This window comes from Stenotrophomonas sp. (assembly GCF_032056425.1).
In the GTDB taxonomy this organism is placed as follows: domain Bacteria; phylum Pseudomonadota; class Gammaproteobacteria; order Xanthomonadales; family Xanthomonadaceae; genus Stenotrophomonas.
Genome location: NZ_DAMBCN010000026.1, coordinates 1 through 14,910, shown reverse-complemented (window position 1 = coordinate 14,910; position 14,910 = coordinate 1). Strand labels below are relative to the sequence as shown.

The following is a 14,910-nucleotide window of genomic DNA, read 5'->3' as shown; positions in this document are numbered from 1 at the left end:
AGCGCCAGAAAACAGACACCACTTTTCAATTGCAGCAACCGACAGATTCCAAGGGGAACCCGAACCGTGCAGACCACCGACCACCCGCGTTCTCCGACCGCCAATCCGCCGTCTTCGACCCGTGATCACAGCATGAAAATCAAACGCTTCGTCGCCGCCGACATGCGCTCGGCCATGAACCTGGTGCGCAAGGAACACGGGCCCGATGCCGTGATCCTGTCCAACCGCCGGATCGAGGAGGGTATCGAAATCGTGGCCGCCGCCCATTACGACGAAGGTGTGGTGCAGCGTGCACTGGATGCCTCGCGCCGCGATGTCGCGCCGCCGCCGGCACCGAAGCCGCGTACCGCTGCCGATGCGGTCATCGCCGCGGTGACCCGCCGCCGCAGCGCCACCCCGGCGCCGGAACCGATCGCGGCCACCACCTCGGCCGTGGCCGCCCTGGCCCGCGCCGCCGTCGGCGCCACCGGCCGCACCCTGGACAGCGCCGACGAGATCGTGCCGACCCGTGGCAGCACCGGCTTCGCCGACACCCTTGCTCGCGCCAGCGTCAACGAACCGGCACTGCCGGAACAGATTTTCGCTCCGTTCGCCGAGGCCATCGTTGCCCCGCCGGCACCGGCCGCTGCGCCGGCCCCGATCAACCGCGCCCGCTTCCTGATCGATCCGCCGCACGACGAACCGCAGGACACTGCCGCCCTGCCGCCGCCGCTGCCGGTAGCAGCCGAAGCAGCCACCGCCGCCGTGATCGCGGCCGAGCCGGCGGTGACCGTCGAGCAGCCGGCCCCGGCACTGGCCGAAACCGCGCCGCAGCCCGAACCCTCCCCGCAGCTGATGCCGGCGCCGGTGGTGACCGTGGTGGCCCAGGATGATGCCGAGATCCGCCAGCTGCGCCAGGAAGTGGCCGGCATGCGCCAGGTGATCGAGCGCGAGATGAACCGCTTCACCGACGAGCGCCTGCGTGGCAACGCCGTGCGCGGTGCGGCGCTGGACCTGATGGACGAGTACGGCTTCGATGCCGGCCTGGCCCGCGACGTGGCCATGCAGATTCCGGCAGAGACCGAGGCCCACCGCGGCCGCGGCCTGATGCTGGGGCTGATCTCGCGCAAGCTGCCGATCGCCCCGGTCGATCCGCTGGAAGAAGGCGGCGTGATCGCGCTGGTCGGCCCAACCGGCGCCGGCAAGACCACCACCATCGCCAAGCTGGCCTCGCGCTTCGCCGAAACCCATGCCGCCCGCGATGTCGCCCTGGTCACCACCGACACCCTGCGCGTGGGCGCCCGTGAACAGCTGTACGGCTACGGCCGCCAGCTGGGCATCGCGGTGCACGAAGCCAACAGCGGCACCGACCTGGACCAGCTGCTGGAACGCCTGAAGGACTACAAGCTGGTGCTGATCGACACCGCCGGCCTGGGCCCGCGCGACCGCGCGCTGGCCGCCCAGCTGCAGTGGCTGCGCGCCGCCCGCCAGGTCCGCACCCTGCTGGTGCTGCCGGCCAACACCAGCTTCGGCGACATGGACGAGGTAGTCCGCCGCTTCGGCGCGGCCAACCTGCAGGGCCTGGTGCTGAGCAAGCTGGACGAGACCGGCCGCTTCGGCAACGCCCTGTCGGTGGCCGTGGACCACCAGCTGCCGATCACCTGGGTGACCGACGGCCAGGACGTGCCGGACGACCTGCACCGAGCATCTGCAGCCAATCTTGTACTTCGCCTTGAAGATTTGCGCCGAGCGGCCGATATGCCCTGCAACCCGGAGTTGAACCATGCCGTCGCGTGAGTACGCCAAGCTGACCACCACCTTCCCGCTGACGGCCACCCGCAGCGAGCCGCTGGGCCCTGTGCGCACCATCGCGGTGACCGGTGGCAAGGGCGGCGTGGGCAAGACCAACGTGTCGGCCAACCTGGCCGTGGCGCTGGCGGGCATGGGCAAGCGCACCCTGTTGCTGGACGCCGACCTGGGCCTGGCCAACATCGACGTGATCCTGGGCCTGAACCCGACCTTCACCCTGGCCGACCTGGTGGCCGGCCGCTGCTCGCTGGACGATGTGATCATCGAAGGCCCCAACGGCGTGCTGGTGGTCCCGGCCGCGTCAGGCCGCCGGCACATGGCCGAACTGGCCCCGGCCGAGCACGTGGGTCTGGTCAACGTGTTTTCCGAGCTGGAACGCGAGCTGGACATCATGGTGGTGGACACCGCCGCGGGCATCACTGATGGCGTGCTGACCTTCTGCCAGGCCGCGCAGGACACCGTGGTGGTGGTCTGCGATGAACCGGCCTCGATCACCGACGCCTACGCGCTGATCAAGGTGCTGTCGCGCGAACGCGGGGTGGACCGCATCCAGGTGGTGGCCAACATGGTGCGCGACCCCAACGAAGGCCGCGTGCTGTATGAAAAGCTGACGCGCGTCTGCGAGAAGTTCTTGGCCGATGTCTCGCTGAACTACTTGGGCTGCGTGCCGCAGGATGACTGGCTGCGCCTGTCGGTGCAGCGCCAGCAGCCGGTGGTGAAGGCCTACCCGTCCAGCCCGGCCGCGCTGGCGATCACCGAGATCGCCCGCCGCACCGCGCGCTGGCAGGCTCCGACCGAGCCGCGCGGTGGCGTTGAATTCTTCCTGGAACGCATCCTGAAGCAGCGCGGGGTGACCGCATGAAAGGCGCAGCCCAGTACAAAGAGGTGCAGCGCGCCTCGGCCACCGATGTCATCGTGCAGCACTCGGACCTGGTGCGGCGCATCGCCCACCACCTGGCCGCGCGCCTGCCGGCCAGCGTGGAAGTGGACGACCTGATCCAGGCCGGCATGATGGGTCTGATCGAGGCCTCGCGCAGCTACGACGCCGACCAGGGCGCTTCGTTTGAAACCTATGCCTCGATCCGCATCCGCGGCTCGATGATCGACGAGATCCGCCGTGGCGACTGGGTGCCGCGCTCGGTGCACCGCCGTGCACGCGATGCCGCCGCCACCATCCGCCGGCTGGAACAGACCAGCGGTCGCGCCGCCAGCGCTACCGAAGTGGCCGCGGCCATGGAGATGCCGCTGCCGGACTACCTGCGCCTGATGGAAGACGCCTCGCGCGGGCAGGTGCTGAGCCTGGAATCGCGCATCGAGGACCAGGGCGAGCTGGACACCATCGCCCAGGGCGGCCCGACCCCGCAGCAGGTGCTGGAACGCGGCGAATTCGGCCGCGAACTGGGCAAGGCCATCGGCCACCTGCCCGAACGCGAACAACTGGTGCTTTCGCTCTACTACGAGCAGGAACTGAACCTGAAAGAGATCGGCGCGGTGCTCGGCGTGAGCGAATCGCGGGTCTGCCAGATCCATGGCCAGGCAGTGCTGCGCCTGCGTGGCCGACTGAAAGTGTTCGAGGCGGCCGACGCCGGCCTCGAGAATTGAACAACAAAGGAACTCTGCTTTGAACAAGAACATGCGCATCCTGATCGTTGACGATTTTTCGACCATGCGTCGCATCGTCAAGAACCTGCTGGGCGATCTGGGCTTCACCAATACCGCCGAAGCCGAGGACGGGCATGCTGCGTTGTCACTGCTGCAGAGCCAGCCCTTCGATTTCGTGGTGACCGACTGGAACATGCCGGTCATGACCGGCATCGAACTGCTCAAGGCCATCCGTGCCGATGCCAAGCTGAAGACCCTGCCGGTGCTGATGGTCACCGCCGAAGCCAAGCGCGAGCAGATCATCGAAGCGGCGCAGAACGGGGTGAACGGCTACATCATCAAGCCGTTCACCGCGCAGACGCTGGAAGAGAAGCTGGGCAAGATCTTCGAACGCCTGGCGGCCAGCGCCTGATGGATACCACGGTGGACAAGAGCGCCCTGGCCCTGCGCCTGCAGGAAGCACTGGATGCGCTGGAAGCGGGCGACGAGAGCGCCTGGCGCCAGCGCATCGACAGCCTGGTGGCCGCACGCACCCAGCCGATGATGAGCGGCCTTTCGCGGCTGGCCCGTGAACTGGGCCAGGCCCTGGGCGAGCTGCCGACCGTGCCCGACGAAGCCGGCGAGCTGGACGACGCCTGCGCGCGCCTGGACCACGTGGTGGCCATGACCGAACAGGCCACCCACCGCACCCTGGACCTGGCCGAAGAATGCCGCGCCCTGACCGAACAGCTGCGCGCCGATGGCCTGCAGCCGGGCCAGGACGTGCAGCTGGAGCGCATCCGCCACAACCTGACCGAGATCGCCCTGACCCAGAGCTACCAGGACCTGACCGGGCAGATCATCCGGCGCGTGGTCGGCATCGTCCGCCGCGTGCACGAAGGCTTCGGCGCACTCGGCCTGCCGCCGGAACAGCATCGCACCGACCCGGAACTGGCCGGGCCGGCACTGAAGGGACTGGACCGCCACGCGGTCTCGCAGAACGACGCCGACGACCTGTTGTCGGACCTGGGGCTGTAAGCATGAGCGCGGTTGCCGACGACATCACTGCCGATTTCATCATCGAAGCACAGGAGATCCTCGATCGACTGGGCGAACAGCTGGTGTCGCTGGAACAGGCACCGCAGGACAGCGACCAGCTCAATGCCGTGTTCCGCGGCTACCACACGCTGAAGGGCGGCGCCGGTTTCCTTGGCATCACTGCCATGGTGGAACTGTGCCACGCCGCCGAAGAAGCTCTGGGCTCCGCCCGTGCCGGCCAGGCGGTACTGCAGTCGCACCACTTCGACGCGGCCCAGCAGTCGCTGGACTACCTGCAGTCCATGCTCGACGCCGTTTCATCGGGTACCGAGCCGGGTTACGCCCCGCCGGAACTGATCGCCCAGTTCGACGTGCACGGCGGCGCCGCGCCAGTGGCCAGCACCACGGCGGCAACCGCACCGGCCGCCGGCACCAGCGACCTGATCACCGACGACGAGTTCGAGGCCCTGCTGGACCAGTTGCACGGCGGCGGCGCGCCCACGGCCGTGGCCCCGGCGAAGAAGGCCGACGATGGCCTGATCAGCGAGGACGAATTCGAAGCGTTGCTGGACCAGCTGCATGGCGGCGCCGCACCCGGCAGCAAGCCGGTGGCTGCAGCGCCGGCCCCGGCCCCGGCGCCGCGCCCGGCTGCCGCGCCTGCTGCTGCGCCGGCCAAGCCCGCCGCGGCCAAACCGCTGGCCGAGGCCGAACACACCGTGCGCGTGGACACCAAGCGCCTGGACGCGATCGTCAACCTGATCGGCGAACTGGTGCTGTCACGAAACCGGCTGAAGACGCTGCGTACCCGCCTGCGCGATGAAGAACTGGACCGTGCGGTGTCCACCCTGGATATCGCCACCGCTCGCCTGCAGTCGGCCGTCATGCGCACCCGCATGCAGCCGGTCGGCAAGGTGTTCTCGCGCTTCCCCAAGGTGGCCCGCGACGTTGCCCGTTCGCTGAAGAAGGAAGTCGATCTGGAGCTGATCGGCGCCGAAACCGAACTGGACCGCAACCTGGTGGAGGCACTGGCCGATCCGCTGGTGCACCTGGTGCGCAACGCCATCGACCACGGCGTGGAAATGCCCGACCTGCGCGAGGCGCAGGGCAAGCCGCGCATGGGCCACGTGCGTTTGTCGGCACAGCAGGAAGGCGACTACGTCAGCATTGAAGTGCAGGACGACGGCGCTGGCATCGACCCGGAAAAGCTGCGCGCCAAGGCACGCGAAAAGGGCCTGATCGACCCGGAGGCCGCCGCCCGCCTGAGCAGCGAGGAATGCCTGCACCTGGTGTTCCTGCCCGGCTTCTCCACCAAGCAGCAGGTCACCGATATTTCCGGCCGCGGCGTGGGCATGGACGTGGTGCAGTCGCGTATCCGCGAACTGAGCGGGCAGATCCAGATCCAGTCCGAACTGGGCCGTGGCAGCCGCTTCCTGATCCGCGTGCCGCTCACCCTGGCCATCCTGCCCACCCTGCTGGTGCAGGCCGGCGAGGATGTCTACGCCCTGCCGCTGGCCCGCGTGATGGAGGTGCTGCATGCACCGCGCACCTCGCTGGGCTGGTTCGACGGCCGCGCCGTGCTCGACCGTCGTTCACACACGCTGCCGCTGATCGATCTGCGGCAGTGGCTGGACGTCACCCCGGCCGCCTCCAGCCTGCTGACCATCGTGGTGCTGCAGGCCGGCGAGGCCCGTTTCGGGCTGGTGGTCGACCAGGTGCGTGGCCGCGAAGAAGTGGTCATCAAGCCGCTGCCCAAGGCCCTGCGCGGCCTGCGTGGCTACGCCGGTGCAACGCTGATCGGCGATGGCCGCATGGCCCTGATCCTGGACGTGGATGGCCTGAGATGACGCCCGCCGGGCCCTGCCCGGCACCCCGAAAACTGTGACTACCGTCTGTACACGCGCCACCGGTGTCTCAAGTCCCATTCACACACGCCGATACCGGACCCATGGATAGACTCAGCCTCATTGGACTTTTCCTTGCCCTGGCCTCGCTGGTCGGCGGCAGCATTCTGAAGGGCGCCGGCCTGGCCTCGCTGTGGTCGCCGGCCGCCTTCGTGATCGTCATCGTCGGTACCGTGGCCGCCATCCTGCTGCACACCGCGCCGGCCGTGTTCAAGCATGCTTTCAAGATCGTGCGCTGGGTCGTGCGCCCGCCGCACAGCGACCGTCGCGAACTGATCCAGCAGATCGTGGAATGGAGCAACATCGCCCGCCGCCAGGGCCTGCTGGGCCTGGAATCGCAGGTCGAAGCGCAGCGCGATCCGTTCCTGCGCAAGGGCCTGCAGCTGCTGGTGGACGGGGTGGAGCCCGAATCGATCCGGCACATGCTGGAAATCGAACTGGGCAGCCAGGAGCACCAGGACCAGGCCGGCGCCAAGGTATTCGAAGCCATGGGCATCTACGCGCCCACGCTGGGCATCATCGGCGCCGTGCTGGGCCTGATCGCGGTCATGAAGAACCTGGCCGACCCCAGCAAGCTGGGCCACGGCATCGCCGCCGCGTTCACCGCCACCATCTACGGCATCGCCTCGGCCAACCTGCTGTTCCTGCCCATCGCGGCCAAGCTGAAGGGCGTGATCGCCCACAACTCGCGCGACCGCGAAATGGTCATCGAAGGCCTGATCTCGATCGCCCAGGGCGAGAACCCGCGCAACATCGAAACCAACCTTTCCGGCTTCCTGCACTGACATGGCCCGCCGCAAGCACCACGAAGAGCACGCCAACCATGAAGCATGGGCGATCCCCTATGCCGATCTGATGACGTTGCTGCTGGCGTTCTTCGTTGTGATGTACGCCATTTCCTCGGTGAACGAGGGCAAGTACCGCATCATGGCCGATGCGCTCACCGATGCTTTCGGCGGCGCCCCGCGCACCATCAATCCCGTGCAGGTGGGCAACAAGCAGGTGCAGGGCGGCGGCTGGGACAGCCCCTCGGTCATCAAGTCCGGCACCAAGATCGGCCCGTCCGCGCCGGCCCCCTCGCACGACCCCACCCTGCTGCCGTCGATGGCCTCGCAGATGCGCATGCCCGTCTCGGTGCACAACCAGGAACAGATCGCCCGCGCCGAGCGCCAGCTCAGCAGCATTGCCGACCGCCTGACCGCCGCGCTGTCGCCGCTGATCGACCGCGGCATGATCAGCGTGCGCCGCACCGAACTGTGGATCGAAGTGGAGATCAACAGTGACATCCTGTTCCCCACCGGCTCGGCGGCGCTGGACGTGCATGCACGGCAGACCCTGGCCAGCCTGGCCGAGGTGCTGCGCGATGTGCCCAACAGCGTGCGCGTGGAAGGCCACACCGACAACGTGCCCATTGCCACCGCCACCTTCCCGTCGAACTGGGAGCTGTCGGCCGGCCGCGCCGCCAGCGTGGTCCACCTGTTCGCCGACCAAGGCGTGCAGCCCTCGCGCCTGGCCATGGTCGGCTACGGCCAGTTCCGCCCGCGCGATGCCAATGACAGCGCGCAGGGTCGCAACCGCAATCGCCGGGTCATGGTCATCATCCTGGCCGACACCAGCCATGCGGTGGACCCGCTGAGTGAACGCCTGAACGCCGCCACTGGCCAGACCGATGCCGCTGCACCTGCGGCCAGCACCGCCGCTGCGGCGACGGCACGCCCCTCTTCCCCTTCCCCCCTTGCACCGGTGCAGTTGCCGCCGGTGTCGGCAGGCAGCCATGTCGGCGCCGCCGTTCCCCCTGCAATGAAGGAGTAATCCGATGCGCATCTGGGCAGTCGCCAACCAGAAGGGCGGTGTCGGCAAGACCACCACCACCCTCGCCCTCGGTCGCGGCCTGGCCGCGCTCGGCCACCGGGTCCTGCTGATCGATCTGGATCCGCACGCCTCGCTCACCCGCGCCTTCGGCGTGCCGGTCGAGCCGGCGCCGGCCGGCGTGCTGGAACTGTTCGGCGCGCCGCCGGCCGATCTGGCCACGCTCTGCCACCCCAGCCCGATCACCGGCCTGGACTACGTCTGCGCGCAGGCCTCGCTGGCCACGCTGGAACGCCGCAGCGCCAACCAGCCCGGCCTGGGCCTGGCCCTGCAGAACGCGCTGGCTCGCCACCAGGGACAGCACGATTACATCCTGCTGGACTGCGCACCCACCCTGGGCCTGCTGATGATCAACGCACTGGCCGCGGCCGATCGCCTGATCATTCCCACCCAGGCCGAACCGCTGGCGCTGCACGGGCTGGACGGCATGGTCCGCACCGGTGAAATGGTCGAGCGCTCGCGCCGCCGCCCGCTGCCGATCTCGATCCTGCCGACCCTGTTCGACCGCCGCACCCGCGCCGGCAACGAATCGCTGCGCAGCATGCAGGACCGCCACGTCGGCCGCGTCTGGGAGGACGCCATTCCGCTGGATACGCGCATCAGCAATGCCGCCGGCCTGACCCTGCCCAGCGTGGGCGAGGACTACCCGGGCCGCGGCCTGGCAGCCTACCGCCGCGCCCTCAACTGGATCCTGGGTGAGGACGAGCGCGCACTGGAGCAGGCGGCATGACCACCACCGGTGTGCTGGACGACTATCTGGACGAACTGCTGGGCGAAGCCATCGTGGCGCCGCCGCCGGTTGCCGAGGCCGTGGCCGCCGAGCGCGAGCCCACCTGGGACGATCTGCCGGCCGAAGTGATCTACGAAACCGAAGACACCGACGGTCGCGCCGGGCCATGCCCGGCGAGCGCAGCGGTGCCCGAACCCGCCGTCGCCGCACCCGAACGCGAGCCGACCTGGGACGACCTGCCGGCCGAAGTGATCTACGAAACCGAAGACGTTGCGGCGGTCGCGCAGAGCGACAGCGCAGCGCTGGACGCCGCCTTCGACGCCGTGGCCGTGGCCGCTCCCGAACGCGAACCGACTTGGGACGACCTGCCGGCCGAAGTCATCTACGAAACCGAAGACGTTCCAGCCGCCGCGCAGAGCGACAGTGCAGCGCTGGAGGCCGCCTTCGACGCCGTGGCCGTGGCCGCTCCAGAACGCGAACCGACCTGGGACGACCTGCCGGCCGAAGTGATCTACGAAACCGGAGACACCGACGGTAGCGCCGGGCCACGCCTGGCGAGCGCAGCGGCGCCCGAACCCGCCGCCGCCCCGACCGGCCCCGAGCCCACTTGGGACGACCTGCCGGACGAAGTGATCTACGAAACCGACAGCGCCGACAGCCACGCCCTGGCCCACATCGACAGCCCCGCCCTGCAGGCCGCCTTCGAAGCCGCCGCAGAAGGTGAAACGGTAGCCGTGCCTGCCCCCGCCACGGTGGCACCGGCCCTTCCGGCCGCCGCGCCTGTCGCAGCCCCGGTCGCCCGCGCCGCTGTGACGCCGCCGCCGCGCGTGGCAGTGAACGCCCCGGCAGGCGCGCGCCCGTCCAGCTGGCAGGAACTGCAATCGCAGGCGCACCAGCCGGCCAGCAGTCCACACCCGCAGGCCCGCCGCGCTGGCGAGCGCACCTCGCGCTGGCTGCGCCTGCGCTGCGGCGTGCAGGCCTACGCACTGGAGCTGCTGAAGGTGCAGGAAGTGGTGCTGCCCGTACCCCTGCTGCCGCTGCGCGGAACCGCACCGGCCATGCTGGGCATCATGAACCTGCGTGGCCAGGTGGTGCCGGTGATGGACCTGGGCCTGCACCTGGGCACCACCACCGCCGAGGACGATGCGCAGACCCGCATCGTGGTGCTGGAAGAGAACGGCGAGATTCTGGGCCTGCGCGTGTCGGCCGTGGAAGACGTGGCCAACCTCACCGATTCGCAGATCGAACCGCCCGACACCGCCCGCATCTGCCAGATTTCCAACGAGCTGTTCCGCGGCGTGGCGCGCATTGGCCAACGGCCGATGATCCTGCTCGACGCGACCCGCTTGTTGGGGTGATCCCCCCTCCACGCATGGCGTGGGTCTACCAAACCCCCTCCACGCATTGCGTGGATACCCGCATCCCCGGTAGAGCCACGCCACGCGTGGATGGCCGCGCCTGCCGGGAAGATCCGCGCCACGCATGGATGGCCCTCCCGCCGAAACAACCCTAAAGAACCCCGCCGGTGTGCCGTTATGGATCTCGGAACCGTTTGTCCGGAGCAATCATGAGCACTGTCGAACTGGGTGATGATCTCGGCATCGAGAGCAGCACCGAGCTCAAGAACCGCCTTTCGCCGCTGGTGGCGGAAGCTGGCGAGCTGACCCTGGACGCAAGCCAGGTCGGCCGCATCCATACCGCCAGCGTGCAGGTGCTGTGCGCCTTCGTGCAGGCCCGCCGCGAGGCCGGGCTGGACACCGGCTTCCACGGTTGCACCGCAACCTTCCGTGACGCCGCACGCCTGTTGGGCGTCACCCAGGCCCTGGGCCTGGACGTACCCCATGACAACCTGAAATCTGTGGAGAACGCTGCATGAGCGCACGTATCTTGGTGGTGGACGATTCGGCGTCGATGCGCCAGATGGTTTCCTTCGCCCTCACCTCGGCTGGTTTTTCCGTCGAAGAAGCCGAAGACGGCGCCGTGGCCCTGGGCCGCGCCAAGGGCCAGCGCTTCAACGCGGTGGTCACCGACGTCAACATGCCGAACATGGATGGCATCAGCCTGATCCGCGAGCTGCGCCAGCTGCCGGACTACAAGTTCACCCCGATGCTGATGCTGACCACCGAATCGGCCGCGGACAAGAAGTCCGAAGGCAAGGCCGCCGGCGCCACCGGCTGGCTGGTCAAGCCGTTCAACCCCGAACAGCTGGTCGCCACCGTACAGAAGGTGCTGGGCTGATCGCCCCGCACTCCTGAACCGCCCCTTCCCCACGTTTCCGGATTACCTCTGCCATGAGCATGGACCTGCAACGCTTCCACGCCACCTTCTTCGAGGAGAGCCGCGAAGGCCTCGACGCCATGGAGGCCGGGCTGCTGGCCCTGGAATCGGGGCAACAGGATCCGGAAATCATCAACTCGGTGTTCCGCGCGGCCCACTCCATCAAGGGCGGCGCCGGCACCTTCGGTTTCGACACCATCGCCAGCCTGACCCACGTGCTGGAAACGCTGCTCGATGAGCTGCGTGCCGGCAAGCGGGCCCTGGAAGCCACGGCCGTGGACGCCATGCTGTCTTCGGTGGACGTGCTGCGCGCACTGCTGCGTGAAGCCGAACATGGCCAGGCCGCCGATCCGGCCGCGGTGGCAGCGGTGAAGGCACGCCTGGAAGCGGTGCTGTCGGGGCAGGCCGCGGCCAGCGCCCCGGTCGCGGCGGCCGCTGCGGTCGATGACACGCCCGAAGCCTGGCAGATCGGCTTCACCCCGGCGCCGTCGCTGTTCATGAGCGGCAATGACCCGCTGCGCATCATCCGTGAGCTGGAACACCTGGGCTCGCTGCAGGTGGCTGCACGCATGGATCGCCTGCCGGGCTTTGCCCAGCTGGACCCGCTGGAAGCGCACCTGGCCTGGGACCTGGGTCTGGTCGGCAAGGTGCCGCGCAGCAAGATCGAAGACACCTTTGCCTGGGTGCTGGACGACTGCGAACTGGACATCCGTCCGGCCGCCCCGCCCAGCCTGGCCACCCAGGCACCGGCAACGCCCGCCGCCAGCGCGGTTGCCGCACCCGCTGCACCATCCGCACCTGCCGCCGCTGCAGCCACGCCGGCTGCCGCTGAAGCCGAAACCTCGATCCGCGTCAGCGTGGACAAGGTCGATGCACTGATCAACCTGGTCGGCGAACTGGTCATCACCCAGGCGATGTTGAAGCAGGTTTCCAACGCCATCGACCCGGTGCACGCCGAACGTCTGTTCGCCGGTCTGGACCAGCTTGAGCGCAACACCCGCGACCTGCAGGAAGCGGTGATCGGCGTGCGCATGCTGCCGGTGGACGCGGTGTTCCGCCGCTTCCCGCGCCTTGTCCGCGATCTGTCCAGCCGCCTGGGCAAACAGGTGCGCCTGCGCACCATCGGTGAGGGCACCGAACTGGACAAGGGCCTGATCGAAAAGATCGCCGACCCGCTGGTCCACCTGGTGCGCAATTCCATCGACCACGGCTTGGAAATGCCCGACGTGCGCCGCGGCGCAGGCAAGGACGAGACCGGCACCATCACCCTGGCGGCCTCGCACCAGGGCGGCCACATCGTGATTGAAGTGAGCGACGACGGCCGCGGCCTGAACCGCGACAAGATTCTGGCCAAGGCGCAGGAACGCGGGCTGAGCGTGCCCGACAATCCCACCGATTCGCAGGTCTGGGACCTGATCTTCCAACCCGGCTTCTCCACCGCCGATGCGGTCACCGACCTGTCCGGCCGCGGCGTGGGCATGGACGTGGTCCGCCGCAACATCCAGGCGCTGGGTGGCGAAGTGCAGATCGAGAGCAGCCTCGGCAGCGGCACGCGCACGCTCATCCGCCTGCCACTCACCCTGGCGATCCTGGACGGCATGACCGTGGCGGTGGCCGGCGAAACGCTGATCCTGCCGCTGGCCTACGTGCTGGAAGCCCTGCAGCCGCAGCCGGAAGACATCCGCAGCATGGCCGGCGAAGGCCGTGTGCTGCGCGTGCGCGGCGAGTACCTGCCTATTCTGTCGCTCACCGAGTACTACGGTTACGGCAACCGCCGCGCCAACAGCGAATCGCTGGTGGTGGTGGTGGAAGGCGATGGCCAGAAGATCGCGCTGGAAGTGGACGAACTGGTCGGCCAGCAGCAGGTGGTGGTCAAGAACATCGAGAACAACTACCGCCGCATCGGTGGCGTATCGGGCGCCACCATCCTCGGCGATGGCCGCGTAGCCCTGATCGTGGACATCGGTGGCCTGGTGCGCTCGCTGCGCATGCCGCAGGCCGCCTGACCGCCGCCCACCGCGCTGCGCGTTACCCCACCGCCGCCCACCCGGGCGGCGGTTCTGTTTGCGGGACCACATCCCCGGGGTCAGATCCCTTTCGCAGAAATGGCTCTGACCCCTGAACCGTGACATCGGTCGCCCCAGTAGTTTCCCCCGCAACCACCCACACACCCCAAGGCTCCAGCCCACACGGCCTGCAGGCGTTCATCCCTACGCCAGCGAATGTGACATCCGTCCATAAAGTACCCGCAAGCAGCGCCGCTATCTCGGTTTGACGGCTTTCACCGAACCCCCACCGGCACGACCGTTCCCTCCTGCAACGACCCCCTTCGCCGACGCGTTCGCGACGGCACTTGCCCATCCGGAGCACCCTGCATGAAGTGGTTCCACGATCTGCCCATCGCCCGCAAGCTGGCGGTGGGGTTCACCCTGACCACCCTGATGACCGTCATCCTGGGCGTGTTCGCCCTGGTGCGCCTGTCCGAGGCCAACGCGCAACTGCGCGCCATGGCCACCAACGATATTCCCTCGGTGCAGTACCTGGGTGAAACACGCTCACTGCTGGGCGAGTTCCGCACCTATGAGATGGCCCTGCTGACCATGCTCGACCAGCCGGACAAGGTAGCTGACTACAACAAGCGCATGGATGACACCGCCAGGACCGTACATGAGCAGCTCGATGCCTATGCGGTCATCCCGGCAGGCGACAAGGAGCGCGCTCTGTTTGCGCCAGTGAAGGCCAACGTGGATGCGTACTTCGTTGCCAATGGCAAGTTGCGTGCAGCCGTCGCTGCGGGCGACAGCGCGCTGGCGCAGCAGATCTCCGATGAACAGTCCAGACCCGCGCGCCGCAAGGCCTTTGACGACCTCAAGGCATTGAGCGCCTTCCTCGGCACGCAGATGCAGGGCAAGATCGATGCCGCCAACGCCACCCATCGCAACAGCATCATCGCCATCATCAGCTGCATCGTGCTGCTGTCGCTGGTCGCTGCGGCGCTGGCCGTGGTGATTTCGCGCGCCGTCACCGGTCCGCTGGGCAAGGCCGTGCACGCGATCCAGGCAGTTTCACGCGGCGATCTGAGCGTGACCACCCAGGCCACCAGCAATGACGAGGCCGGCCGCATGCTGGCCGCCACCAGTGAAATGACCGCCATGCTCCGGCGCTTCTCCGAGCAGACCCAGCTGATGGCGCAGATGCATGCGGGCCCGGATATCAGCCACCGCATTCCGGAAGATTTCCCCGGCGTGTACGGCCAGCTGGCCAGCGGCATCAACACCGTCATCTTCGAACACCTCGATGCGATCCGCGATGCCATCGACGTGCTGAACCAGTACGCCGGCGGCAACCTGACCGAAGATGCGCGGCGCCTGCCGGGCACGCGTGCGTTCCTGCACGAAGCCATGGATGCGGCCAAGTCCAGCCTGCTGGCGATCAACACGCAGATCCAGCAGCTGGCCAGCGCCGCGGCCGCAGGCGATTTCAGCCAGCGCGGCGACACCGATCGCTTCGCCCATGATTTCCGCGCCATGATCGACAACCTCAACACCATGATGCAGGTCGCTGACGGCAACCTGGGCCAGTTGTCCACGCTGCTGCAGGCCATTGCCGAGGGCGACCTGACTGCGCGCATGGACGGCCAGTTCAACGGTGTGTTCGCCCGCATGCGCGATGATGCCAACACCACTGTCGCCCAGCTGACCCAGATCGTCGGCCAGATCCAGGCCA

At 68.2% G+C, this 14,910-nt stretch carries 14 protein-coding genes; all 14 read left to right on the top strand.

Annotated features, from left to right (window positions below; all coding sequences use genetic code 11):
* Window positions 1-132 precede the first annotated feature (132 nt).
* Window positions 133-1,776 (top strand): flagellar biosynthesis protein FlhF, encoded by a 1,644-nt coding sequence (gene flhF / locus RTY46_RS15830; protein ID WP_312709562.1) that lies wholly within the window; start codon window positions 133-135, stop codon window positions 1,774-1,776.
* Entirely contained in the window at window positions 1,763-2,650 is an 888-nt protein-coding gene (locus RTY46_RS15825) for a P-loop NTPase (protein ID WP_312709560.1), read from the top strand. Before flhF ends, RTY46_RS15825 begins: the two co-directional genes overlap by 14 nt.
* Window positions 2,647-3,390, top strand: a complete 744-nt coding sequence (locus tag RTY46_RS15820) for an RNA polymerase sigma factor FliA (RefSeq protein ID WP_312709559.1) — start codon at window positions 2,647-2,649, stop codon at window positions 3,388-3,390. The genes RTY46_RS15825 and RTY46_RS15820 overlap by 4 nt, the downstream gene beginning before the upstream one ends.
* Before the next feature lie 19 nt (window positions 3,391-3,409).
* Window positions 3,410-3,802 carry a chemotaxis response regulator CheY gene (gene cheY, locus RTY46_RS15815; RefSeq protein ID WP_005413247.1) on the top strand — a complete coding sequence of 131 codons (393 nt, stop codon included), beginning with the start codon at window positions 3,410-3,412 and terminating at the stop codon, window positions 3,800-3,802.
* Window positions 3,802-4,407, top strand: a complete 606-nt coding sequence (locus RTY46_RS15810; protein WP_108749546.1) for a protein phosphatase CheZ — start codon at window positions 3,802-3,804, stop codon at window positions 4,405-4,407. Before cheY ends, RTY46_RS15810 begins: the two co-directional genes overlap by 1 nt.
* 2 nt (window positions 4,408-4,409) lie before the next feature.
* Entirely contained in the window at window positions 4,410-6,251 is a 1,842-nt protein-coding gene (locus RTY46_RS15805; RefSeq protein ID WP_312709558.1) for a chemotaxis protein CheA, read from the top strand.
* Window positions 6,252-6,352: 101 nt separating this feature from the next.
* Complete coding sequence (locus tag RTY46_RS15800; RefSeq protein WP_108749544.1) at window positions 6,353-7,093, top strand: flagellar motor protein; 741 nt, start codon at window positions 6,353-6,355, stop codon at window positions 7,091-7,093.
* Window position 7,094: 1 nt separating this feature from the next.
* Window positions 7,095-8,120, top strand: coding sequence for a flagellar motor protein MotD (motD, locus tag RTY46_RS15795; RefSeq protein ID WP_312709557.1), 1,026 nt, complete (start codon window positions 7,095-7,097; stop codon window positions 8,118-8,120).
* A gap of 4 nt (window positions 8,121-8,124) precedes the next feature.
* Window positions 8,125-8,907: a ParA family protein gene (locus tag RTY46_RS15790; protein ID WP_312709556.1), complete on the top strand. Its 783-nt coding sequence runs from the start codon at window positions 8,125-8,127 to the stop codon at window positions 8,905-8,907.
* A complete protein-coding gene (locus RTY46_RS15785) occupies window positions 8,904-10,265 on the top strand; it encodes a chemotaxis protein CheW (protein ID WP_312709555.1) in 1,362 nt (453 codons plus the stop codon). Before RTY46_RS15790 ends, RTY46_RS15785 begins: the two co-directional genes overlap by 4 nt.
* Window positions 10,266-10,474: 209 nt before the next feature.
* Window positions 10,475-10,783, top strand: coding sequence for an STAS domain-containing protein (locus RTY46_RS15780; protein ID WP_108749540.1), 309 nt, complete (start codon window positions 10,475-10,477; stop codon window positions 10,781-10,783).
* A complete protein-coding gene (locus RTY46_RS15775; RefSeq protein ID WP_038688521.1) occupies window positions 10,780-11,145 on the top strand; it encodes a response regulator in 366 nt (121 codons plus the stop codon). Before RTY46_RS15780 ends, RTY46_RS15775 begins: the two co-directional genes overlap by 4 nt.
* Window positions 11,146-11,198: 53 nt before the next feature.
* On the top strand, window positions 11,199-13,190 hold the full coding sequence (locus RTY46_RS15770; RefSeq protein ID WP_312709553.1) for a chemotaxis protein CheA: 1,992 nt from the start codon (window positions 11,199-11,201) through the stop codon (window positions 13,188-13,190).
* A 369-nt stretch (window positions 13,191-13,559) separates the two neighbouring features.
* Window positions 13,560-14,910: MCP four helix bundle domain-containing protein (locus RTY46_RS15765; protein ID WP_312709551.1), on the top strand; the 1,351-nt coding region annotated here is incomplete at its 3' end.

What these genes read in the sequence shown, in the direction of transcription:
- flhF (WP_312709562.1), top strand. Translation starts at nt 133, where the DNA reads ATGAAAATCAAACGCTTCGTCGCCGCCGACATGCGCTCGGCCATGAAC.
- RTY46_RS15825 (WP_312709560.1), top strand. Translation starts at nt 1,763, where the DNA reads ATGCCGTCGCGTGAGTACGCCAAGCTGACCACCACCTTCCCGCTGACG.
- RTY46_RS15820 (WP_312709559.1), top strand. Translation starts at nt 2,647, where the DNA reads ATGAAAGGCGCAGCCCAGTACAAAGAGGTGCAGCGCGCCTCGGCCACC.
- RTY46_RS15810 (WP_108749546.1), top strand. Translation starts at nt 3,802, where the DNA reads ATGGATACCACGGTGGACAAGAGCGCCCTGGCCCTGCGCCTGCAGGAA.
- RTY46_RS15805 (WP_312709558.1), top strand. Translation starts at nt 4,410, where the DNA reads ATGAGCGCGGTTGCCGACGACATCACTGCCGATTTCATCATCGAAGCA.
- RTY46_RS15800 (WP_108749544.1), top strand. Translation starts at nt 6,353, where the DNA reads ATGGATAGACTCAGCCTCATTGGACTTTTCCTTGCCCTGGCCTCGCTG.
- motD (WP_312709557.1), top strand. Translation starts at nt 7,095, where the DNA reads ATGGCCCGCCGCAAGCACCACGAAGAGCACGCCAACCATGAAGCATGG.
- RTY46_RS15790 (WP_312709556.1), top strand. Translation starts at nt 8,125, where the DNA reads ATGCGCATCTGGGCAGTCGCCAACCAGAAGGGCGGTGTCGGCAAGACC.
- RTY46_RS15785 (WP_312709555.1), top strand. Translation starts at nt 8,904, where the DNA reads ATGACCACCACCGGTGTGCTGGACGACTATCTGGACGAACTGCTGGGC.
- RTY46_RS15780 (WP_108749540.1), top strand. Translation starts at nt 10,475, where the DNA reads ATGAGCACTGTCGAACTGGGTGATGATCTCGGCATCGAGAGCAGCACC.
- RTY46_RS15775 (WP_038688521.1), top strand. Translation starts at nt 10,780, where the DNA reads ATGAGCGCACGTATCTTGGTGGTGGACGATTCGGCGTCGATGCGCCAG.
- RTY46_RS15770 (WP_312709553.1), top strand. Translation starts at nt 11,199, where the DNA reads ATGAGCATGGACCTGCAACGCTTCCACGCCACCTTCTTCGAGGAGAGC.